This is a genomic window from bacterium (assembly GCA_037143175.1).
Taxonomy (GTDB): Bacteria; Verrucomicrobiota; Kiritimatiellia; order CAIKKV01; family CAITUY01; genus JAABPW01.
Window position 1 is genome coordinate 31,999 of the sequence record JBAWZF010000016.1, and the last position, 22,763, is coordinate 54,761.

The 22,763-nt window shown below is 54.8% G+C and carries 12 protein-coding genes; 7 read left to right on the top strand and 5 right to left on the bottom strand.

Annotated features, from left to right (window positions below; translation table 11 throughout):
- Positions 1-2: 2 nt before the first annotated feature.
- From WCI03_07345 to WCI03_07355, 3 genes are all read left to right on the top strand, one after another.
- The gene (locus tag WCI03_07345) at positions 3-6,035 is read left to right on the top strand and encodes a hypothetical protein (GenBank protein MEI8139665.1); all 6,033 of its coding nucleotides are present in this window, start codon (positions 3-5) and stop codon (positions 6,033-6,035) included.
- Positions 6,035-8,104, top strand: coding sequence for a hypothetical protein (locus WCI03_07350; GenBank protein MEI8139666.1), 2,070 nt, complete (start codon positions 6,035-6,037; stop codon positions 8,102-8,104). Before WCI03_07345 ends, WCI03_07350 begins: the two co-directional genes overlap by 1 nt.
- A gap of 459 nt (positions 8,105-8,563) precedes the next feature.
- Positions 8,564-8,875 (top strand): HPr family phosphocarrier protein, encoded by a 312-nt coding sequence (locus tag WCI03_07355; protein ID MEI8139667.1) that lies wholly within the window; start codon positions 8,564-8,566, stop codon positions 8,873-8,875.
- Positions 8,876-8,932: 57 nt separating this feature from the next.
- Here WCI03_07355 and WCI03_07360 read toward each other — a convergent pair whose 3' ends face one another.
- Complete coding sequence (locus WCI03_07360; GenBank protein MEI8139668.1) at positions 8,933-9,388, bottom strand: DUF2059 domain-containing protein; 456 nt, start codon at positions 9,386-9,388, stop codon at positions 8,933-8,935.
- Between the two features lie 162 nt (positions 9,389-9,550).
- Between WCI03_07360 and WCI03_07365 the strand changes: the two genes are divergently transcribed.
- The 4 genes from WCI03_07365 (at position 9,551) to WCI03_07380 (ending at position 12,102) form a co-directional block, all read left to right on the top strand.
- Positions 9,551-10,288, top strand: coding sequence for an SIMPL domain-containing protein (locus WCI03_07365; GenBank protein MEI8139669.1), 738 nt, complete (start codon positions 9,551-9,553; stop codon positions 10,286-10,288).
- A 21-nt stretch (positions 10,289-10,309) separates the two neighbouring features.
- Positions 10,310-11,338: a pyruvate kinase gene (pyk, locus tag WCI03_07370; protein MEI8139670.1), complete on the top strand. Its 1,029-nt coding sequence runs from the start codon at positions 10,310-10,312 to the stop codon at positions 11,336-11,338.
- Positions 11,339-11,452: 114 nt separating this feature from the next.
- Positions 11,453-11,710 (top strand): antitoxin, encoded by a 258-nt coding sequence (locus WCI03_07375; protein MEI8139671.1) that lies wholly within the window; start codon positions 11,453-11,455, stop codon positions 11,708-11,710.
- A complete protein-coding gene (locus WCI03_07380) occupies positions 11,707-12,102 on the top strand; it encodes a type II toxin-antitoxin system VapC family toxin (protein MEI8139672.1) in 396 nt (131 codons plus the stop codon). The genes WCI03_07375 and WCI03_07380 overlap by 4 nt, the downstream gene beginning before the upstream one ends.
- A 72-nt stretch (positions 12,103-12,174) precedes the next feature.
- On the opposite strand, the gene WCI03_07385 is transcribed toward WCI03_07380, so the two are convergent.
- The 4 genes from WCI03_07385 to WCI03_07400 all read right to left on the bottom strand — a co-directional run bounded on the left by WCI03_07385 (position 12,175) and on the right by WCI03_07400 (position 22,750).
- The gene (locus WCI03_07385) at positions 12,175-13,326 is read right to left on the bottom strand and encodes an AAA family ATPase (GenBank protein ID MEI8139673.1); all 1,152 of its coding nucleotides are present in this window, start codon (positions 13,324-13,326) and stop codon (positions 12,175-12,177) included.
- Between the two features lie 216 nt (positions 13,327-13,542).
- Positions 13,543-17,244, bottom strand: coding sequence for a UvrD-helicase domain-containing protein (locus tag WCI03_07390; protein ID MEI8139674.1), 3,702 nt, complete (start codon positions 17,242-17,244; stop codon positions 13,543-13,545).
- On the bottom strand, positions 17,241-20,891 hold the full coding sequence (locus tag WCI03_07395; GenBank protein ID MEI8139675.1) for a PD-(D/E)XK nuclease family protein: 3,651 nt from the start codon (positions 20,889-20,891) through the stop codon (positions 17,241-17,243). The genes WCI03_07390 and WCI03_07395 overlap by 4 nt, the downstream gene beginning before the upstream one ends.
- Entirely contained in the window at positions 20,888-22,750 is a 1,863-nt protein-coding gene (locus WCI03_07400; protein ID MEI8139676.1) for a sialate O-acetylesterase, read from the bottom strand. The genes WCI03_07395 and WCI03_07400 overlap by 4 nt, the downstream gene beginning before the upstream one ends.
- Between the last annotated feature and the right edge of the window lie 13 nt (positions 22,751-22,763).

Genomic DNA, 22,763 nt, shown 5'->3' on the forward strand with positions numbered 1-22,763 from the left:
TCATGAGAAAAATTCTAGTTATTGGGCTCCTGTCCGCCTTATGTGTTTCGCGCTCTGCTTTCCCGGATGATGGCGCTTTAAGCCATGCGTCTCAGCAAGGTGTTTTTCAGATTGCGGGTGCCTCAGCCTCACTCACTCAATCCAATCGGGCATGGCAATTTCAATTTTCCCTGCCTCCCGGGGCGGCGGCAGGTATTTGGGCCAAATATACGGAAACGGATGGGCTTCCATCCAAGGCTCATGTATTGCGTTATGACTATGAACTTGCCCGCGATACCCCGATTCCTTTGCGTGTCAGTTGGGAAATCAAGGGATCATCAGGGGTACAGACTATTCCGCTGGTACTGCGGAAGCGGCAAGGGCAGGGGAAGCTGCTCATTGATGCCGCCCGCATCGGTTCCTGGAATGAAACCGTGTTGGTTGTCGCGCATCCCGGGGGGGCAACCGCTCTTTCAGGTGGACTTGGGATTAAAACCAAACTCGTGGTTTGGGCGCCTTGGCGGCTGGTGTTGGCCAGTCCCTTCGGACGCTGGCTTTGCTTGCTAGCGACCGCGCTTCTGGCGGCCGCCGTGGCGGGCGTCATGCGGCGCGCAAGGGACTGCGCACCCTGTGCACACCCCGACAAAGTCGGACTCAAACAGGGCTGGCAGCGGGATCTCATTTTCGGATTAGCCTGTGTCCTGGGCGTAGGGGCGATGCTCGCCATGTTGGCAAACGCCAATACGAGCCCTGGGCGGTCTCCGTTAACAATTATAGGGGTGTCGTTAGCCGGGGCCTTGATGGCCGCCTTATTCACCCGGCTTTGGGCGGGACGCGGGCCTACTGCGGCGGAGTCTTTTCAACATGTGATCATTCCCGGCCTCTTGATGGTGGCAGCGAGTGATCCGGCAATTTGGACGGCCGCTACAGAATGGGGTGATCTGGGGCAAATGACCCGGTTGAGCGCTGTTGTGTTCTGGGCGCTGTACCATGTGACCCATGTGCGACGTCTGTTGGCAACGCAGCATCCGTTGGATGCTGTAACGGGATTGCGTCTGGTTTCGATCCCCTTTCTATTTGGGCTCCTGCTGGCTCTTCCCAATCGCGACCTGATGCTGCAGGCTGGTTCACTACTGCTGCCCGGCGTGTGGGGCGGGTATGAGCTCAGAGTGGTTGTGGGCCGGATGTTGATGTTAATGATATTTAACCTTGGGGCCGCCGCAGCATGTGGCCGGAGGGCGACCACCGCCGGTGGAGGGGGAAACCTATGGGGGGCAGGCTCAGCCAAAGTGTTGGTGGCCGTTGCACTGGCCGTTGCCGTCTCTCCCATCATTGCCAATATGGGGGCTGGCCTCTATGACCTTCCTGGTTTCCTGCAGCCGCTCGCTTCTGTTGTCGCCACCATGCTGTCACAAGGATTGTTATGGGCTGAAGCCTACCTGTTAACCGGCATGCTGTTAGATGCCATGCATCGCAGGACGCTACAATCGTTCGCCTTGACGGATTCTGCTCATAAAGGATTTCGTAATGGCCTCGTTTTCAGCGGGTGGTTCATGGGGTTGTTGCAATTGGGACAACTGTTAGCAGCCTCTTCCCTCTGGATGCAGGCCTATACTGCTGCTCCTTATTTAGCATGGGCATGTTTGGGTGCCATTACGTTTCCATTGATCAAAACGATTATTGAGAGTTTTGACGGGAGCCCCTCGTTTGTCCGGCGCTTGTTCCGTAATTATTGCAGGCCAGCCCTGACATTGCGCGGAGCGACGGTTGGCCTCGTCATTGTCTGGGCCTGGAGCCACCAGTTTATTGACTGGGATCTCCCCGAACGGGCCGGGGCGGGGTTTGTAGCCGGGGTATTGGTTTATGCCGGCATGAGTATTTTGAGTGATGTGGGGCGTGTGGCTGTCGGGCGTGGGAGCCTGGCAGGGTGGCGGCTTTATGGGGTGGAGGCGGTATTGGGGGGGCTGGTAGGGGCGGCCTTGGGCTTCTATTTCGATGCGGCGCAAACTCCGGTGGTGGCCACGAAGTTGGCGGTTTACTGTGGATATGGAAAGGCCTCCATGCCCTACGATGTGTATCCGCTTTTAAGTCGTTGGGGTTTTCTGAGTTTGGGTGACTATATGGGCGGGGCAAGGCTGTTATGGAATGAGGCCTTGGCTGGTGTCATTTCCTGGGGCGTGGCAGCCTGGCTGTTTGCAATCAATAAGTCCTTCCTGCTGGCTGTGTTTCAACGCGAGTGGGCGCCGGTACGTCGTCTGGCATCGCGTGAGGGGGTGGCGGAACTGGCGGATGGGACCATTTTTGTCCTCCGCTGGGGATTATGGATGGCACCTGTTATTTTTACGTTCCTGCGCCAGATGCCCGTGCCTACCTGGTATAATCAGGACGGTGCGATTCGCACAATTTTTTGCGTGGCACAAACCGGCCTTTTGGATGGATCTGCCTTTACGGCCTGGAGTTTGAAAGTATTCATGTGGGTTTTGGCCTATGATACGTTTCGCGTGTTGATCTGGCTGGATCATATGGGTTTGAGGGTGGCCACGCTTGTGAACCTCAGCTTTCTCGGTATGGATCGGCTGGATGAGCGTGTATCACGCTTCCTTGGTTCCCACGCTGCTGCCCGCTTTATTCCGGAGGGGATCAAACGATTTACCACATGGGCTCCCTTATTGCTTCCCTTTTACATTCCCGCCGGGGCGGCTTGGGATCAGGTTTGGGATCAGTCAAAAGCCCTGCAGTTATCTGCGACACCGTTAGTTGAACGTATTTGGGGACAGTCGATTGGTGCCGGCTTGCTTGAAGGTGGTGTGATTTTTGTGGCTGTTGTGTTGTTGGCTTCCGCTTGGCGTATCATGCGTGCCCGGGGAGAGATTCCTGCTGACGTGCCGGAGTTACAGAATAGCGTCTATGCGTTTTCCATACAGCCTGGAGGGGCACCCCGTGCCGAGTATCTGACGCAACAATTTGATGTCCATCGGCGTTCATATGAAGGTCGTGATCCTGCGGGGCGCGCATTTTTCTTAGTGGATGAAATTCCGGATGCCTCCGGGAAACACCGGGTTTGGCCGGTGTTGGGTAACTTCCCGGCGGAGATCGGGCCACAGCCTGAGGTGCTGGATGAGGGCGACCATCTGCGGTTCCTGCATGCTCAGCATGAAATTAAAGCCAATATCAGCGTAACCTTGCCGGATGAGGGGTTGTCGCTTGAAGCCTGGACGGTGACGGTTCGTAATACGGATGAGAGGGTCCGCTCTCTATGTTTGGTTCCCTATGTGGAATGGTCGCTGAACAGCATGGATGCTGATCGCGGGCATACCCAATATAACAGGTTGTTTCCGGATGTGTCTTTCCTGCCTGAGTTGAACGCTGTGGTCGCGGTGCATCATACCAGTAAGTTGGCTGGATTTCTGGCCGCAGATCGTGCTCCGGAGGGGGTGCATGTGGCACGTGTTGAATTCATTGGGCGAGCGGGCTCGTTGTGGGCACCCGAAGCCCTGCACGAAATGCAGTGGCGTGAGCCTGTGGCCCTGGCACCATGCCCCATGTTCGATTGTATCGGGAGTTTGGCCTTGCGGTTGGAACTTCCGCCCGGCGGCGAGTTGACGGTGCGTCTATGGGTGGGCTGTGCGACGTCGCGTCAGGCTGCCGAGGCCATGGTAAAAGCCGCTTGCCCGCCTGGTCTTCCACGTCCAGTATCCCCGGCCACCGGATTGCGCATCGGGCATGGGCGACCCCCGCGGGGTATGGTGGGACCCTATACCCGCTTCGATGAGGGGGGGCGTGTGATGCGGGTGCTGACGCCCTTTACGCCGCGTCCGTTTGATCACACCTTGGCAAATGCATTGGGCCATGTGATGGCGGTTACGAATCGTGGTTTACATACTTCATCCAGTGTGAATTCCCAGCAGAACCGGCTGACTCCTGACTGGGCGGATACCACGACCCGTGAGTTACCGGGTGAGGCCATCTATCTGTATGATCGCGATAACAATCAGTGGTACTCGCCTACTTATGAGCCCCTGCGTTCGCCGGGTGCTGAATATGAGGCCGATTTTCGGACTGATGGCACGGCGGTGTTCCATATGCGGCACGGGACGTTGAGCAGCGAATTGACGGTGTTTGTTCCGCCTGATGAGGCAATCGGTGTGTATCAGTTGAAGTTGCGTAATGAGGGTGACCAGGTGCGGCGTTTTTATTGTGCCCCATATTTCCAGATTACTTTGGCGGCTCAGCCTGAACACTCCGGGGTGTTACATCGTTATCCGGCCTCGGTAGGGCATGGCTGGTTGTTTGAGAATCCCCGAAATACATTCCGCTCAGGGCCCGCCTATGTGGCGGTGACGCCGGGGCCCGAGGCGAGTACGACCCGGCGAGGTGAATTTTTCGGGGCTGGCAGGACAGTCGCTCATCCAGTCTGGGTGGAGGGTGCGGTTGGCTTGCTTTTAGATCGAGATGATCAGGCTGTTGTCGCATTCAGAATCGCGCTGGATATCCCGCCTCATTCTGAGCGTGAAGTGGTTGTGGTACTGGGGCAGGCTGGATCCCGTGTGGAGGCCGAACGGCTGATTATTCGCTATGGTGAGACCGGACATGCGGCAAGTCAGCTTGAGGCGACCCGCCGCTGGTGGAACGGGTTTATGGGGACGCTGGTGGTAGAAACCTCCGATCCGGCCCTGGATAGCTATTTGTACTGGCTACGTTACCAGGCGCTGGCCGAGCGCATCTGGGCGCGTAAAGGGTTCTATCAGGCCAGTGGTGCTTTCGGGTTCCGTGATCAGTTACAGGATTCGGTAAATCTGATCTGGGTGGATCCGGCATTGGCACGGCGTCAGATTCTGCTCCATGCCGCTCAGCAGTTTGTCGAGGGGGATACCGTGCATTGGTTCTTCCTGCAACAGGACGGGCGCTCCAGTTTTTCCAGCCGCTCACATGCCTGTGACAATCTGTTGTGGTTGGGCTGGGCGGTAGCGGAATATGTCCGTATGACAGGGGATGAAACGCTGTTGGATGAAACGGTGCCGTACCTGGATGCCGAGATTCCCCTGTTACCGTTGCCTGAGGGCAAACAGGGTATGGGATTCTTTCCCCTTCGATCCACCCGGGCAGACTCTGTTCTGGATCACGTGCGACGGGCGTTGGATCTGGTCTTGCACAAGCGGATGGGGGCGCATGGCTTGCCCTTGATGGGAACTGGCGATTGGAATGACGGACTGGATGAAATTGGCAGTGAGGGGCGTGGTGAAAGTGTGTGGATGGGCTTCTTCCTCTACTACATTTTGCGCGAGTTGATGCCCTTGCTGGAGCGACACTGTAAGCCGCGTCATGCCGCGGAGTACCGGCAGCGTAGGGAGGTGTTAGGGGTGGCCATTAACGCGATGTGGCGGGAGGATCGGTATTTGCGAGCCATTCACGATGATGGTACCGAGATCGGGGTTAAAGGGAGTGGGATTTGGGAAGTGGATGCCCTGACAGCTGCCTGGGCGGTTTTTTCCGGTATTGATAAGGAGCGGGGAAGGACGATGTTTGATACCGCGCTTCGGACATTGGAGCGGGATAACGTGATTTTACTCGGTTGGCCGGCCCTGAATGAGCAGACCAAACCATTTCTCGGGCGGAGTTGTCGCTATCCTGAAGGTGTGCGCGAGAATGGGATGTACTGCCATGGGGTCCAGTGGATGGTGGGGGCGGCCCGGCAGTTGTCGGAAGAATGGGCGGCAGCGGGGGATGAGGTTGCTGCAAAACAATACCGGGAAACGGCGATACGGTTGTGGCGTAAGATTTCACCGCTGGAACACACAACGCCCGACCAGATCGAGCGTTATGGAGGGCAGCCGAATAAACAGGCGGCAGATTTCCTGACGACTTATGAGCCCGGACGGATGATATGGAATGGCTATACCGGGGCGGCCGCCTGGATGTTGAGGCAGGCGCTGGAAGGTGTTGTGGGGGCGAAACTAAAGGACAACCAAGTACACCTGCCGATTGATTTTACGGAACCTCGTGGTGAGTTGCGGGTGTTGAAGGTGTCGCGCAATTTGACGGAAAGTCCCCTTTGATGAAACGAACCTTGCATATTTGTATTGTCGGTCTGGCACTGGTTGCCAGAGGTGTTATAGGTAGTGATCCGGCACCTTCTCAATTTTCTTTGCCCACCATCAAGCCGCAACATATTCACATGCGGCAATTGGTTAAGAATGCCTTGGGCTATATCAAGCCGGGGCAGGGGTTGTTTGACGAGGTGTCAGGATATCCGGTTGAGGGGTGGAATGATGACGATCAGTCCGGCCTCCAATTACGTGGATTTACCCAGCTTACCACGGTAGGTGAATGGCTGGAATTGCTGGCCCATATTGCGGCAGGCTGTGCCGATCAACCTTATTTGTCGAGGGGCGAAGCCCTTATCCAGCTTGATCGTGTGACTCGATCTCTGCTTCATGATCAGGCGGATCCTAATCTCAGTGATCGTGGGTTATTGTGCAACTTTATCGGATTCGACAAAGGTCGCCGTATGGCACCACTGGCCTCTGATGCTTATAAGCAGGATTTTGTTGAAGCGTACGGAGCGCAAGAGGGGCTAGAGGTTTGGCGGGCCCTTGAAAAATGCGGTTGGGTTCGGCCATGGGCGAATGACGAACAGGGCGAGATTATCCGTGGGCCGGGATTTGGCTATGGGCAGGCATGCTTTAAGGGCGTATTGGCTCCGTATGCGTCACATGATGGCCAGATCAAAATCATGACGATGCTTGATCGGCGCGTGGTGCAGGTAGTTTTTGGTGATAACGCCAACTTAAGCGCTTCAGTAGCAAAGACCATAGGGGTACTTTTGAAGCCGGAAGTAGCAAATAATCCCTTGGCTAAGAGCATCCGGGGGAGATTGGAACAGTTTTTAGATGCCCAGCGGCCTGGTTATCAGTATCTCTATGATTCCAAGCGGGGGCTTTTTCGCTTTGGGTGGAATGCCACCCATAAACAGTATCTGGGGTGGGGTGATCCCTCAGGAGTGTGGCAGGTTGCGTTTGCTGATTATTACGTCAACGAATTCCGGGGCCCCCTCCAATTTGTTCTGATCCGGTTCGGTTTTCCGGATGACCCACTGCGGTATCAGGCGTTTAAGGTAAAATCCCGGGTCATGACCAGTGGGCAGGAACTCTTTACGCTGGGCTTGTGGGAGGGTTCAGCCTTCCAGGCTCTTGGCCTTTCGTTGTTTATGGGTGAGCGCTCCATTCCCGGATGGCGGGCGAATCTTGAAAATACCGTGCGGATCAATTTGGACTATTCCCGTGAACATAAGTTGCCGGGATTTCTGTCAGAGGCCTACAGTGGGAATGGCAATCAGTACAGTGGCAAGATTGGGGTACCGGAACTTACGGTCGTTAATGACCCTCGAATCACTAATGCCCCGTCAATTTACACACTGGGGGTGGCCTACAGTATCTTACCAGATGAGATGGAGTCTTTCTTGCTAGACAACTGGTCTGCAATCTCATCCCTTTTTACGCAACATGGGCCCTGGGAGGGGACCCACATGGTAACACAGCTACCCATTAAGTGTCAGACGGCCGTGCATGTCATGTCTCTGATTGTGGGTGGCTTGGGGGCGGGGGACGAGGCTATGGCACGATATCTTGAACAGCGAGGGATGCTCGAGCGGTTGCGTGTGGTTTATCCCCGCGGTGAACCGGTAGATCTATTGGTTCCAGCGGTTCGCACAGTGGTTTGGTCGCCGGATGAAAGCAGGCTGGAGCTGAGTCGTGGGAACAGCGGATTTCGCCTGATGGGTGAAAACGTCCGGCAGGCAGCGGTGACTTGGATGGTAGATCAGCCAGTACAAGGGGTGTCGTTATCGGGCAATGTATTGCGGATCCGCTATCGGAATCGGGAGGCTGATCTAAAGGCAGTGATAAGTCTTGAGCGGCCTGTTTCAGATGGTCGAAGTGTATCTCAGGAAATATTTGTTAACCTCCGGCATACCCGCTGGCTTACGCAGGAACTTTGTATCCCTCTTCCCGCAACGCCAAGTCTGCTCAACATTCAAAAAGTGACACTTTTGTTGGGCTGTAAGGAGGGAAGGCAGAAGGTTGACTTGCAACTGACGCAGTTTAAAGCAGTATTATGCGCGGAGTAACTTATTTCTTCCTGCCTACCTCGGATGGAATTTGATCCACTCTGCCGCCCGAAACCTTTGATTTCCAACGAATCTCATCATGATTGGTATCAAATTTCTGCTTGTCAACTGGTCTCGGTTTATCCCCTTTTCCATTCATTTCCATCTCCGGTTCTTGCCATTAATTAAGCTCTATCCCTTTGGTTCCTGAAACCGCCATCCGCTCTTGGACAGACAGGACGCGGAAAGTCGGCATATATAATTGCATCCTCACCTTGTTCTTCTCAAGCTGAATCGTTCAAAGGAGATGCCTGTTTACTGCTTCTTGCCTGCAGTCATATGTCGGGAAATCGCCCACTAGTTCAAATTTCGCTATCAGGTAATCCCTGATGGGGTTTTCAGGTAATCCCTGATTCCTTTTGTCGGGCATTCCTTCTAGCATCCCCCGCTCGCAAACGATTAGACGTTTTAAGAAACACGATGGTTCTATGGATAGTTGAATGGGATACCGGGATGATGGCTAAACAAACACAACGCAAAGTGAATCTGCTCATTTCTAACGAGTTAGGGCTGCATGCACGTCCGGCAGCAAAGATTGCAAAGTTAGCCGTGACTTTTGATGCGGCGATTCATATCGGCACCAAGCATAAAAAGGTGAAAGCCAAAAGCATTCTTGGGCTTTTGTCACTGGATGCCTCGGAGGGAACCGAGGTAACTGTGTTTGCCGATGGACGTGATGCGGATGAGGCGATTCAGGCCTTCAAAGATCTTTTTTCCCGTTCTTTCAATTAGCAGGCAGCCTGTGGGGTGATTTTAGTGCAGCTGTCTGCAAACTGTTTTCTGGCATTTCTACTTCTGGCTTTTGTCCCCAGATTCTTTTTCAAATTCATCAGAGGCCTCTTTGCCCATTTTCTCGCCCCATTTCTGGCCGATCGTCAGGCTCTCTTGAAAGATTTGCGGTGAAGTGGATAAGACTTTCTGGCCGGTTGGGCTCTGATAAAACGCATTTATGGACTTCAAGTCTTCCAGTGTGTAGTACTTGTCGTACAGGGGAATGATCTGTTCGATCAATGTCGCCATGTCCATTTTCGTTTCGAACTTGGACCAAAATGCATCCGGGATCTTAGTCATGGAGGTTTTCAGGCCATTCATCATTTGAGTTTTGATTCCCTTCAGAATTTTCTCCGTGCCGGTGATTTGAAGCATTTTCACAATCTCCTGGTGTTTTTCTGCGGGGATTTCGGTCTGTGCGAAGGAGTTGCAGGACACCACTATAATTACCGCGAGCAAAAATATTATCTTCATATTTGGCTTACCTCATTGGGGTTGTTAATCAGTCCCATTACTCTACTCCACCCTCCCGTGGCCTGTCCACCGCCCATTGCGCAGGGTACTGAATATTACGCTTCTGAACAATGGCTGAAACGGTTATATTCCCGGGCATCACATAAAGAATAGGAATGGATCATGAATAATCTGATGAAGTCTTCGTTGATAGCGGCCATTTTGGTGGTGGGAATGATTCTTTCGGCCTCCATACTTTCCAAATTATTTCTCCGCGTTCGCCATGAACAGGCGATTACGGTGAAGGGATATGCTGAAACGGACATCATGTCGGATGTCGGCAAGTTTTCCAGCAGATGTAACGTACGCGGTGACAGCCTTAAGGATGCCTATGATAAGCTGCAGGTAAGCCGCAATGCCACTCTCGCGCTCTTAAAGCAGATGGGCCTGCGGGAGGATGAGACGGTCGTTCATACGATCGAGATTGGGAAAATCCCCAGGCGTGACAGCCAGGGGAAGGAAATGAATGAAATCGAATTTTACGACGTCTCCCAGGAAATCATGGTTACCTCTACCAATGTTGCGCTTATTCGTGATACTGCCACCCGCATCACGGAACTGATTCGGGACGGTGTGGATATCCAAGCCGCCCCTCCCATGTTTTTGGTTTCCGATCTAAAGGATACAAAACTCAGATTGCTGGCGCAGGCGACCGAGGATGGCTATCGACGCGCCCTGGCGCTCGCCCAGGGAAGCAAGGGTAAGATTGGTGCTTTGACCTCCGCCCAGCAGGGTGTTTTCCAGATTACCGAACGGCACTCAACCGACACCTCCGGCGGGGGGGAATATGATACTTCGGCCATAGAAAAAACCGCCAAAGCCGTCGTGACGCTGGAATACGCCATCGAGTCCGCCAAATAAATAGAGTGCAAAGAGGAGTTTATGGTCAGAACTAAAATTATTTGTACACTGGGCCCTGCGTCTTCAAACATGACGGTATTGCGCAAGATGATGCTTGCCGGCATGGATGTGGCACGGATCAATTTCTCACATGGATCCCTTGATGAACACCTTGAGCGAATCCGCATGATCCGCCATCTGAATAAGAAATACCGTCGTCGTATACGGATTATGGGGGACTTGGAGGGGCATCGTATCCGCATAGGTCTCATGAAGGATAAAAAGCCTATTGAGGTCAAAAAACGAAAGATCCTCTGGCTGACAACCCGGGATGTTCGCGGGGAAGGAGATGTGGTGCCGTTTGATTATCATGGTCCTTTATCCGTTTTCCGCAAGGGACATGAGATTTTCATCGATGACGGGAATATCGCATTGACGGTTGAAAGTGTTGGGAAGGATCGATTGAAGACCCGTGTTCTGATTGGAGGGGCGATTAAGGAGCGTAAGGGAGTCAATGCGCCGGAAGTTCATCTTCCCTTTAAGGGTGTGGCAGAGCACGATCGGCCCAATATCGATTTCTGCCTTGAACAGGAATTGGATTTCATGGCGTTATCTTTTGTCCGCGAGCCTGCGGACGTTCTGGCTGTTCGGGCTTTGATGAAGGGGGCTGCATCGAGTCCGAAGGTGATCGCCAAGATCGAGAACCGGGAGGGAATCCGCAATATCAACGGCATCATTAAAGTTGTGGACGGTGTTATGGTTGCCCGTGGGGATATGGGGGTTTCACTGCCGATCTGGGAAGTGCCGATCATGCAGAAACAAATCATCAACGCCTGTAATGTGGCGGGTAAACCGGTTATCACCGCTACCCAGATGCTTGAGAGCATGGTTGAGAACCGTCTGCCGACACGAGCCGAGACGACGGATGTGGCCAATGCCATAATCGATGGGACGGACTTCGTGATGCTGTCTGCGGAGAGCGCGGTAGGCCTCGATCCGGCTGGGGTTGTCACGATGATGAATAGAATTATCGGGTTTACGGAGAAGAATTGGCGAGGGAACAAGAGGTGATAAGTAACTGAATCTCAAGGAGAATGGGGGAGACACTGAGAATGATGTGACATCACTATGTGATTGCTAGTGAAGTCGTTTTGTGGAATCATATTTTCTCAAAAGGAAGTCACTATGAGCACGTTGACCATTCGAGGTGTTGATGAAGAAGCTTTTGGGCAACTCAAGAAGCAAGCAAAAAGCAATCATTCCAGTGTGAATAAATTTGTGGTGGAGGCGCTCAGGAAGATTGCCTTTCCAGGTGAGCCTGGAAAAGTGCGGGAGTGGCATGACTTGGATGTTTTTTTTGGCAGTTGGTCTGAAGAGGATGCCCGGGAGGTCGCTGCGCATTGCAGGGAGTGCCGAAAGATTGATGAGGAGCTCTGGAAATGAAGGCGCTTGTCATTGATACCAATGTCTATTGCAATGCCATGCGGGGGGATTCCGAGGCGGTAAAGCTGTTGCGGCAGGCGGAGCGAATTCTAGTGCCCGTGGTTGTGTTTGGTGAACTTCTGGCGGGTTTCAAAGGGGGGAACCGTGAGCGGGCGAATACGGAACAACTGGTCGCTTTTACAACGACGGAGCGGGTTCAAGTGGCTTTGATAACAACCGTCACGGCGGAGTTCTATTCGCTCATCATCAATCAATTGAGGCAGAAGGGGACGCCCATTCCAACCAATGATATTTGGATCGCTGCGATCACCATGGAACACGGCGCCAACCTGGCCACCGAAGACAGTCATTTCAGCAGGATAGAAGGTATCATCCTTCGCACGCAAGGGTAGAACGCTCACAGGGTAGACCGCTCACACTAAACCCGGAAGAACAAATTAATTTATAATTTCGCGCCTTGGTCTTCACCGGCGGATAATGTCGCCGTTCCACAGCATGCTGAGGAACTCGGCCGCGGGCAGCACGAGAACGTCATCAAGCAGTGCCCGACGTTCGCCAAGGTAAACGCCAAAAGTATGCACCGGCGCCGGTGATAACTCTGCGCGTAATCGTCGCAGTCCACCCGAAAACCTCTTTTGCCACTGTATGGCCGCCTTCATTTCGATGGCGACGAATCCTTCGCGCGTTTCGCACAACAGGTCGACTTCTGCCCCATCGTAACTGCGCCAGAAATGGAGGTTGTAGTGAAGCTTCGAATAGCCCAAAAACGCACGTATCTCATGGAAGAGATAGGTTTCCAGCAGGGGGCCGGTCTCTTCCTGAGATGGGGGGTAAGGCAAACGACCCGAAAGCGCGCGCGCGACTCCCGTATCAAATAGGTAGAATTTTGGATGGGAAACCTGCTTTGTTGCGCGCTTGAGTTTCCAAGGTTCAATCCAATAACCGAGTAAAGTATCGGAGATGATTTCAAAGTAATTCTGTACAGTCGAACGGGCAACGGCCGCATCGCGGGAAATATTGCTCAGGTTGGTGACCTGCGCGTTCTGTCTGGCTGCGATTTCCAGAAACCGTGAAAAAGACGCCACGTTGCGGGTCACGGCTTCGGCGCGGATTTCCTCGTTCAGATAGGTATGTGCGTAGGTTGTGAGAAACCCGACGGGATCGGTGCCAGTCACCGCCAGCGGGATCGTGCCGGTTGCGATGGCCGCATGCAAATCGAAATTCGGTCCAAGTTCGGCCGACACGAGCGGGAACATACGGGCTTCGATCGCCCGTCCGGCCAACAGGTTCACGCCGGAACGCTTGAGTTTTCGTGCGCTGGATCCGCACAGGATGAAACGCAGTCCGCAACTCTCGATCAAGCGTTGCACTTCGTCGAGAAGTGCCGGCACTTTTTGCACTTCGTCGAGCACGATCCATTTTCCGGCAGGTACTGTTCTTAACTCGTTGTATAATCTACTTGGCTCACGTTCAAGACGCAGTGCTTCCCTTGTGTCGAGCAGGTCATAGCGTGTGGCCTCAGCGAAATGCTTCGAGATCCAAGTTGATTTTCCTGTCCCTCTTGGACCCAGCAGGAGAATGGATGTATCGGGCATCTTTAGTAATCTTGAATACATAGTTGTAAAAAATACGGTAATTCTTACATGTAGACAAGCATAAAATAGGAAGAAAGGCTAATCCGTTTAGGGGCAGGATATCAGTGTGAAAATTGGCGCTGTAAACAGTGTGCTAAACCTGTTTAGCATTGGATATTTTGAAGTGGGTTCAATTACATGGAACATATTTCGTTACCTATGATCCGGCAGTTTAGACCACTACGAAACATGCGAAAATCACGGCAGGGCGGGCGTGGCTTCGCCACGACAGATTGTTGGCATAGCTCTGCTCAGGAATCGAGCTGCGTTGATTAGATGGGCGGCGATGTTGCCCGGGGCCTGAGCGGTCACATCCACCACCGTACAGTCTCCTGTAGAGGTGATTCCGAGCAGGGTGAGGGTGAAAGTGGCCGGTGTTTTGATGTTGGTCTCAAAGCGGGGAGAGTAATGGGATCCATCGGCGTCGGGTGTGAAGAGTGACTCGCGGTAGGTGGCAAGCTGGAGGGCATAGCGCTCGGTCAGTTCCTCGGACGTATGGGACGAGAATTTGTAATCGAGTATGTGCCAGGCTTCATTCTTGAAGTAGAGTAGATCAACTTTTCCGTCGACAATCACTTCCGCCCCATCATGGCGGAATCGGGCTGCGAAGGGTAGTTCCCTGATCAGGTTTTTCGCCGGTACTCCCTCTAGAAGTATGGCTATGCGTGAGGCAGCTGCCGTTACGCCGGAGATAAGCGTGCTTCTTTCAGCAGGGGCGAGCGCTTCAAACTCCAAGGCTTGTGAAATTTGCCCCTCCAGGGTGGGGCCGGAATGATAGTCCAGGGTCTCCAAAATCCGGTGCGCGACGGTTCCCAGTTGCGATTTACTAAAGGTGGGCTCATCGTCTTCTTCAGCTATGAATTCGGGTTCGGCGGCGGATTCATGGTTGTCGGCGGTTTTGGTGGTTACGCTCACGGATGCCAGTCGGATTTGCGGGGTAGGGCGTACCAATAGGGTGACTGGATAACGATACTGCTCTTTCGCAGAAAGGGTCTCTGCCTGATTAAGACATTGTGTCAATTGAAGGGGGGATACCGGGGCCTTATCAGAGGGCATAGCACCCAATCCCCTCCAGGCCGTTTCCACCTCACTGTAGGGGCGGAGTCGAACCAGTTCAGGTTTAAAGTCACAGGCAAAGAGATGCTGGTTGAGCCAGCTCCGCCAGGAACCCCCGCTCCCTGCATTAGGGTTTTCTCCTGAGAAAATCAGGAGATCCCGGGCGCGGGTGGCGGCTACATAAAACAATCGACGTGATTCCTGATCGCGCGCGATTTTATTTTGCTCCACTTCTTCGGCATAGCCCTCGGAATCCACTTTCTCCTGAAGCGTGTCGTCCTCGTTGTAAAACTTTAATCGGGCCGCAATCGTGGAGCCCTGGTCGTTCTCGCTGCGAAGAACTTGGATCCACCGGCTGTCATTGCGCGGCGTACGGCGGAGGTCAGGTACAATCACAACTGGGCTGGACAGGCCTTTGGCGGCATGAACGGTGTTAATGCGCACAGAGTCATCATCGGGGTCGAGAACAGCGGCATCCGGGGCTTCGCGGCCATCAAGAATTTCGCCGGACAATCGGATGGCAACAGACTGGAAGTCGAGGTTTTCGGAGCGCTCCAGTTCCTGAATCCAGGAAAGTAATTTCTGAAGATTAGCCAGCCGCTGGACCCCATGAAATGTGCCGGTGAGGATGGCGTCATAACCGGTAAGGCGTACCGCCTCTCGCACCAATTCCACGGCGCTAACACGGCCTGCTAGTTCACAGAGTCGGCGTAGGAGGTTTGCAGTACGGAGAAAGGACGAGGCGTCATGTGTAGACGACCTGGTGGTCAGATCCTTGGAAATGCTTTGAGCGACCTCCCCGTCGGCCGTGACAATGCTTCGCAATGACGGGTCGGCGACATTGGCTGACAGAATGGCGACGGCGTTGTCCGACAAGGCACAGAATGGAGAGCGCAGTACGGCAAGCAGCGTCTGGCGATCGAGTGGGAAGGCCAGCCATGAGAGAAGATTGGAAATATCCTGGACTTCCTGACGCAAGAAAAAACCGCGGCCGGCACCATCTGTGGTGAAGGGAATTTGCTCTTCTTGAAGTGCCTGCTCATAAAGGTCCTGTCGTTGAGTGGCGCGTAAAAGAATAAGGATGTCCCGGAATCGGTAAGGTTGGCCGGAGGGCGTGCCCCACTCCTGTTTGGTGGAATCCCACACACGCGGGGGGTGCCAGTGGCCACCGCGTGTGGGCGTCGTCAGTAGGCGTATGCGGCGTGCCACGGCCCGTGCCTCGAGGGCGAGGGCTTGTTCCGCCAGTTTAGCCATCTGTTCCCAGTCCGTAGCCGCAAGGGTTGACCCTTCAGCGGCCAATTTGCTGATATCGCTTTTCTTGATTGTAATCCGGGCGCAGGCGTCACTGGTTTCGCTTCCCGTTTTGGACTTTTTCCCGGGGATGGTAATCTGATCCTTGGGGGACGGCAGGAGTTCCCAGTCCGGTAGGAGACATTCAACTGCGGGGCCCTCGCTGGCTTTCGCCGCCGGGCAGGGGAGTAGTTCCTCGGTTTCGCCATAGAGTTCCGTACCCATCACCACTCCGGCGAAGATATCATTCACCCAGTTCAGTATTCCCATTTGGCTGCGATAACTGGTGCGGAGGGGGATTGGGTTGAGATGCAGATCTTTTCCCAGTCGATCGAGTCCATCAGGATCGGCGCCGCGCCAACTGTAGATGGTTTGCTTCGTATCGCCGCAGGCCGCTACGGCTGCCTGGCTGGCTTTTTGCACAAGCCGGATGAGTTCATTTTGCAGGCGGGAATTATCCTGCGCCTCATCCACGATAATGACGTCCGTGGCGGGTACCGCATCCGGGTTGCGCTGGATCAGTTCGCGCGCCCGGAATAACAGGTCATCGAAATCCAGCACTCCCTGGGCATTTTTCCGGGCTCGGATCCCAAGCGCACAATCTTGTGCCAGGGTAACGAAGGAAATTAACAGGCGGGCGGCTTCCTTTCGTTCAGTATAGGTCGCCAAATGGATGAGGGTGGCCTGCACCGAGACGCGCAGGGCTTTGACATCCTCAGTTTTCCCCCAGGCCTTCTGGGTGAGTGGTATGAGTTTCCCGGCTGCCTGCGCGACGGCGTCTGGCGTAGGGGCGGTGCCGAGAAGTCGAAGCGTCACACGCAATTCTGAAGCCATGGCTTTGATGGTATTACCGGTGACTGCGTCAGCTTTCAGTTGGAGTGGCCCGGACAGGGCTTGCAGGTCATGGAGACAGGGCTCTGCGGGTTGACGCACCAGCAGGGAGGGATCCGCCTGTTCCAGATCAATGCCCCAGGTAGCACATTGGGTGATGGTTTGCAGGGCAGCCCTCTCGATTTGCTCCACGCCATGGCCTTCGCATAGGGTCTCAAGATCATGGATATAAGCCGGGCAGCCATTCCGGAGTGCTTCGCGCAGGGCTGATTGTGCGGCGTCGTTTCTCAGGATGGCGGCATCGGCCTCCTCCAGAACCGTGAGCGTGGGTGACAATCCAAGTTCCAATGTGTGGCGTGCCAACAATTGCTGGGCGAAGGCGTGAATGGTTGAAATGGTGGCCCCCGATAGACGGCGCAGCAGGCTCCAGCAGAAGGCTTCGTTATCTGGATTCCCTGTGGCGAGTTCCTTCTCGATGGCCTCGGTGACGCGCGAACGCATTTCGGCGGCAGCGTTCCGGGTGAACGTCAGCATCAGAATCCGGTCGGGCGGAATGCGCTGGTTTCCATCAAAGACGGAACCTTTAGCGGCGCCGGGTAGAGCGTTATCATCGGGTGGGTAGGGGCGTCCCAGCAGCAGGGCCTGATAGAGGCTGACCACTTGATGGGTTTTTCCGGTGCCGGCTGAGGCAATGAAACGGATATTCTGGCAGACTTGGCTCATGAGGCGTCCTCCGTTTTATCGGCGTCAGGAGTCAGTTGGCTGGCGTAGTGGCGGCAACATCCGGCAAAGGCGCAAAACTTGCATTCAATGGGGGACACGGCGAATTCACCCCGCTCATATTTCGCCAAAGCGGTGAAGACACTAGTGGAAAAAGCATCCATTAATGATGAGGCATCGCCGATGATGGCTGCTAGTTTTTCCTCCTCCAGTGGGTGCCCATCCATGGTGAGCCAGCGTTTCTGGCAATCCTTGATCATCTCCTCGGCGGAGAGTGAATAGGATAGATACTGCATGAAGACCGGCAAAGGGCTTTGGGCTCGGGAGGCAAAGCGGGATGAGGCGGCGAGGGCGTAGGCTGGCAGTTGGCAGTCCTCAGCCTTGGCGATATTGGCCGCAAGAGTGGCTGGGGTCAGGGTTCCCTTGGATTTCCCCTTATAGTCCACGACGATCATAGCTCGCAGGATCTTATCGGAATCGAACACCAGATCGACCCGGTCGATTTTGCCGTGGAGTCGAACCGTGTGGCTGGAGTTAACAGGGTCACTCAGTTCGACGGAAGGGGCCGCGGCACGTTTCGACTGACTGTTGAAACCAAATTCCAGCAGACAGGGGAAACGGCGGAAGGTCTGACCGTCACCGGTATCTTCCAGAAATGCTTGGGGCAGGGCGGCGGGTTCCAGGGTGGTTCGAACCATGTTGCGGATCGCACGCTGAATCCGATGGTACTGAATGGTGAGTTGTTCGGGAGCGCCCAGCATCCATTTGGCATTTCCGCTAGTGGCCCATTTGAGAATCACGGAAGACAGTGAGTCGAAAAATGCAAGGACCCTTTCCGTCGCGGCGGGGTTCAGTGATACGAGTGGCAAAGCATCCGGCGAGGGGCGGGCTTCCCCCTCCTGGAGATGCCAGACGCCTTTGGGATCCAGAATAGACCAGTCCGGTGACATGAGTTCGGCAAAAGTCTCCGTGACCGTAATGAGGCCGGGAATGTAATTTGGGGCGGGGAATCCCTGCAACAGGCGGAAGCCCTCATGCATGATGAAATGAAGTGCGGTGCCGAAATCGCGGGGACTGGCCTCAAGTTCATTACGTTCTATCGGTTCCACACCGGCAATGTACTGGAGATAATATTTATAAGGACAAGCTATCAGCTGCTCAAGTTGGGTGGGACTGAAGTCCATGGGCCCCTCTTTTGCTGGCTTGATTTTAGCCCACAATTCCGGCGACAGAATTCCCGCATATTCTCCGCCGGTCGTGATGGCGTGGAGTGGCTTCTCAAGTTCTCCCTGGGCCTGGCGGGTAAAGAAAGCCTGGCGGTCGTGTTCCATACTGATGCCATGGGCGACATGGATGGCCAGATCTTTAGGGGCTGCCTGAGTCTCCGTTTTAGGTGCGGCAGTAACCTCGTCGGGATGGTGGGCGCAGCGTTGCCAGCGTTCATCATTAGCACGGCACAGGGCAAGAGGAATCGTCCCCAGAAACGACTCACCCGGGAAGGGGCGGCGCTTATGCGTGGTGATGGCACGATGATTCTGCCAGTGATCAAGCAAATGGGGTGCACCTTGAGCGAGACGCCAGCGGTCATAGGGGTCAGGAGGCGCCTCCGGGAGGGACGGCCAGGTTGGCCAACCGGTGAGACGCCACAAAGTACTGAAAAAGACGGAGGGCGTCAGTTCTTTGCCATCCTCTCCATGGCGGCGATAGGAAAACACGATTCGTTCTTTGGCGGCGGCCAACGTTGTCAGGAAAAGTAAATTCTCCTGGCTGTTACGCACTTTTGAAGCTGCCAGGGAGGAGGCGGGGAGGGGTCCCTTTTTCAATAGGCGTTCACGAAAGGTCATTAATTCCGCGTCAGGGAACAGCGGGCTGGGGGTGGGGAGCTGGGGAAATTCCCCGGAATTCATACCGGCCAGAAGAACCACTTTGAAGTGAAGGCCGGCCATATCGAAAGGATTGAGAATCCACACACCGGATTCATCGGAGGGGCCAGGTGAGACGGTGATATTTTCAAGGGCACGGCTAATCAGATCCACAATGGTCGCCCAATTGATTTGATTGTCTGCCACCAGAATATGGCGGCGCAGGGTGTTAAGCGTATCGAGCGCCACTTCACAGGCCTTGGTGTTTAAAATTCCGGCACGGGCAGAAAGGGTATCTTCAGACGGTGTGGAGTCAAGTGTGAGAAGTTCACAGCGTGTGAGCAGGTCTGTAATGCCTTCTTTGAGGGTTTGGATAGAGGATTGGCCCAGGACAGTTTTGTAAAGGTCACTGACAAGATTTGCCTGGGTCTCGGCCTGTTCGAGGGTCGGGAACTGACGATTCTTGGAATGGGGGGCAAGGTAGTAACTGACAAGACGGCGGGCGAGGCGCTTGGGGTCATCAAGAGTCGGTTCCGCTCCAGAGCGGAGAATATCGTCTGCAAGTGAGGCGGGGTCTGCAAGCCCTTTGCTTGGCCAATTGATCCAGGGGCTTTCCAGAAGGGCACAGAAGACTTCTCTATTTCGGGTTGCTGAAAACCGCGCCATATTGAGGATTGTTTTAATAATGGGGATGGCCAGTAGTGGGACGCCACGGCGGAAGTAATAGGGAATATTAAAACGGCTGAAGACGTCCATGATGGCATCCGAACAGGTGCCGAGGTTGCGGGTGACGAGACAGATATCTTCAGGGCGCAGGGGGGCAGCCCGGTCGTGGAGTTCCCAGGCGATACGGCGGGCCAGATCTTCGATTTCACCATAGAGGCCGACGGAGGTGGAGAACCCGATGCAGGCGCGTGCGGGTTCTGCCAGGGCCCGATCCTGCATAGCATAACCTTCACGCAGGCTTGTCAGTTCTTCGATGGCGCCCCGGGTTGAAGGGGCTTGAAAGGTGAGCCCGTTGATGTCTTCGGGGCCGTTGGATCCTTCAAAGAGGAGGCGCCCCGTTTGTGTCATCAGATCTTGACCCCACCAATCCTGTTCATGTTCTGACAGAATGTGATGAACATGAACGTGAGCCTGCCCGAATTGGGTAGAGAGGGCGTGGATGACGGATTCCTGAAAAGGGGCCACCCAGCGGACGGAGAGGAAGGCGATAGTGGTGGCATGTTGCAGTGGTTGCGGCCATTTGGAACGCGGGCCATGGAGCAGGGCGAGAATGGCAGTGTTGACGGTGGTGTCGTCGGCGACAAGGAGGCTTTGGCAGACGGTGGTATAGGCATTGTAGAGGGCGGCCAGATCGGGGTTTTTAGGGGAGTGTTTGTCCTTGGCTAGAAGGGCAATGAATTCGGGGGCACGGTTGGCAAGCGGTGCGACAGTGTCTGTCAGTTCCTCAAGGGTTTCCTCCAGCGCGGCAGGAGTGAGAGCGGTAAGAATGGAGTTATCGGGGTGCGAGGAAACGAGAAACTTTGAGACGGCCTCCACGATGGCGAGTTCCCGGTCAAGATCGGTGATCGGACGCAGGGATTGTCCTGCGGCGTTTTTAAGAAGTCCGGCCTGGGCGGCGGATTCGGCGCAAAGGCGCAGAAAAGAGGCCTGGGTAAGATGACGCCGTCCATCAAAGAAACCGTCCCGCTTCAGGGTGCGGCGCTGAACCTGACGCAGGGCGACGGCGGTCGGGTAGATCAGCAGGTCGGGGCACTGGGATCGGGTTGTCGGTTGAGCGGTCATGGGAGGATTTCAGGCATGACATAATTTCCGGGTCCGCTGATGAGAAGCTTTTTGGATACGCCAAAGCGTTCGAGTCTGAGGAAGATCCCCCAGGCTGCGCCACTGTTGGTGCCTAGTGCGACGATGACCTCATGTTCGCCTGCGGTGCTTTCAAACTTTGCCGTTCCTTTATCGACCGTGGCGGGATTAATGCCGTTCGGGTCTTGAAACAGTAATTTGCCATCCAGCCAGGCTTTGACGGGGCCATCATAGCCAAGAACCAGAGATAACGGCATGGGCTCTTTGCAGGAGAAACGGAAGGCGAAATAAACCAGCTCATCCGTGTTTCCGTGCTGGGCGATTTCCGGGTGCAGATTGCAGAAGTTTTCAGCAAACTTACGCGGCGTCATATGCAAGCCGTCAAGACTGGCGGGACATTCCAACTCATCAAGTCTGCCTGCAGAGGGTTGAAAAGCGCTGACTTTTAACTGTTTGATAAACGGTGTGATGGAGCGGGGAACGCCCATGGCAATGGGGCCCAACACAGGTAATGATCGCCCGCCTTCATCCGTGATGTTGCAGTAGGGGTCAGTGCCGAAACCGTAGTGAACAGCTGCTCCCATCAGGTCGGTGGCAGACATTCCCGTGCGGATCCGCACTCGCGGGCCGTCCAACTGGATATCGAAAGGACTACTGGCTCCACTGGGGGTAACGATGGTGAAACCGCTGGGTCGGTCACCTGTGCGTAGCTTGCCCACTACATTCTCGAACTCCGCCACGACCACGCCCAGGCCGCGGACCGTTTCGACACTAACTTTTTTCAAGGTGATGGGGGGGAGGCCCGCTTTACGTCCCAGGCGCAAAACCTGCATAGCCTGCGCCATGCGAACGGCCAGCACATAATGGCCTGCGCCGCTGATATGAATGCCGTCATCCAGCGGCAAATCGATCGCCGGTACGGTCTCCAGATTTTTGATAACCAGCGGCAGGCGACGCTCCTGATCCTGGATTGAATTCCAGTGCACAGCATTCTCCGCACCCCAGCCCACCACGCGTGCGATTTGTACAATCACAATGGGAAGTGTCTTGTCCCCGCAATCGCGCCGTAAGGAACTGGCAAATTCTTTCATGCGCGCTGTGTAGAGTTTGGCAGCCTCGAGACTGGCGTCGCTGCAGCCCTGATACCAGAGCAAGCCCGCCACGCGGCCGCCGTTTTTCTTGAGCCGGCGGATCATGGCGCCATAGAGGCTCTTGCCTCCCTCGTTTTTGCGTTTGGGATCCCACTGTGTCATCGTTGTGCCACCATGGGCAGCGGCGATCAGACCTTGAGGAACGCCATTCAGGCGGAGCATTTCATTCCCGAACGCCGGGCCGGGACAGACGCCCCAATCGGCGTCAGGTTTTCCCGGGTGCGCCCCGCCATTAAGATCCACATGCACCTGATCCACGCACTCCCACATGTTATGTAAGGGATCCTTCGCAATATCCCAGCGATCGTTCATAAAGAAGGCGCGTACTTGCGGGGCGACAGCCAGGCGCGGTTTCGGGAAGAGCCCACAGCCCTGCATATTGGATTGTCCGCCCCGCAGCCACACATCGCCCACCAGAATATCTTTGATGCCCAGGGACTCGGAGCCGGCCTTGAGTTCGATGTCGTAAGGACCGCCCACGGGTATTCCCTTCAGGCAACCACTCATCTTGCCGCGGGAGGCAGTGCCGACTTTTATGCCAGCACATCCCTTTATCGTTTTCCCCCCTTGCCGAACAGTGGCCGTTACGGGTCCCTGGGCGTCACATGCCCCTGAAAAACCGGCTTCACTGACATTCTTTTTATTCCGCTGCACAACCATATGGCTAAAAAGCCCTGTTTCGATTTTCATACGAGTTCCTTGC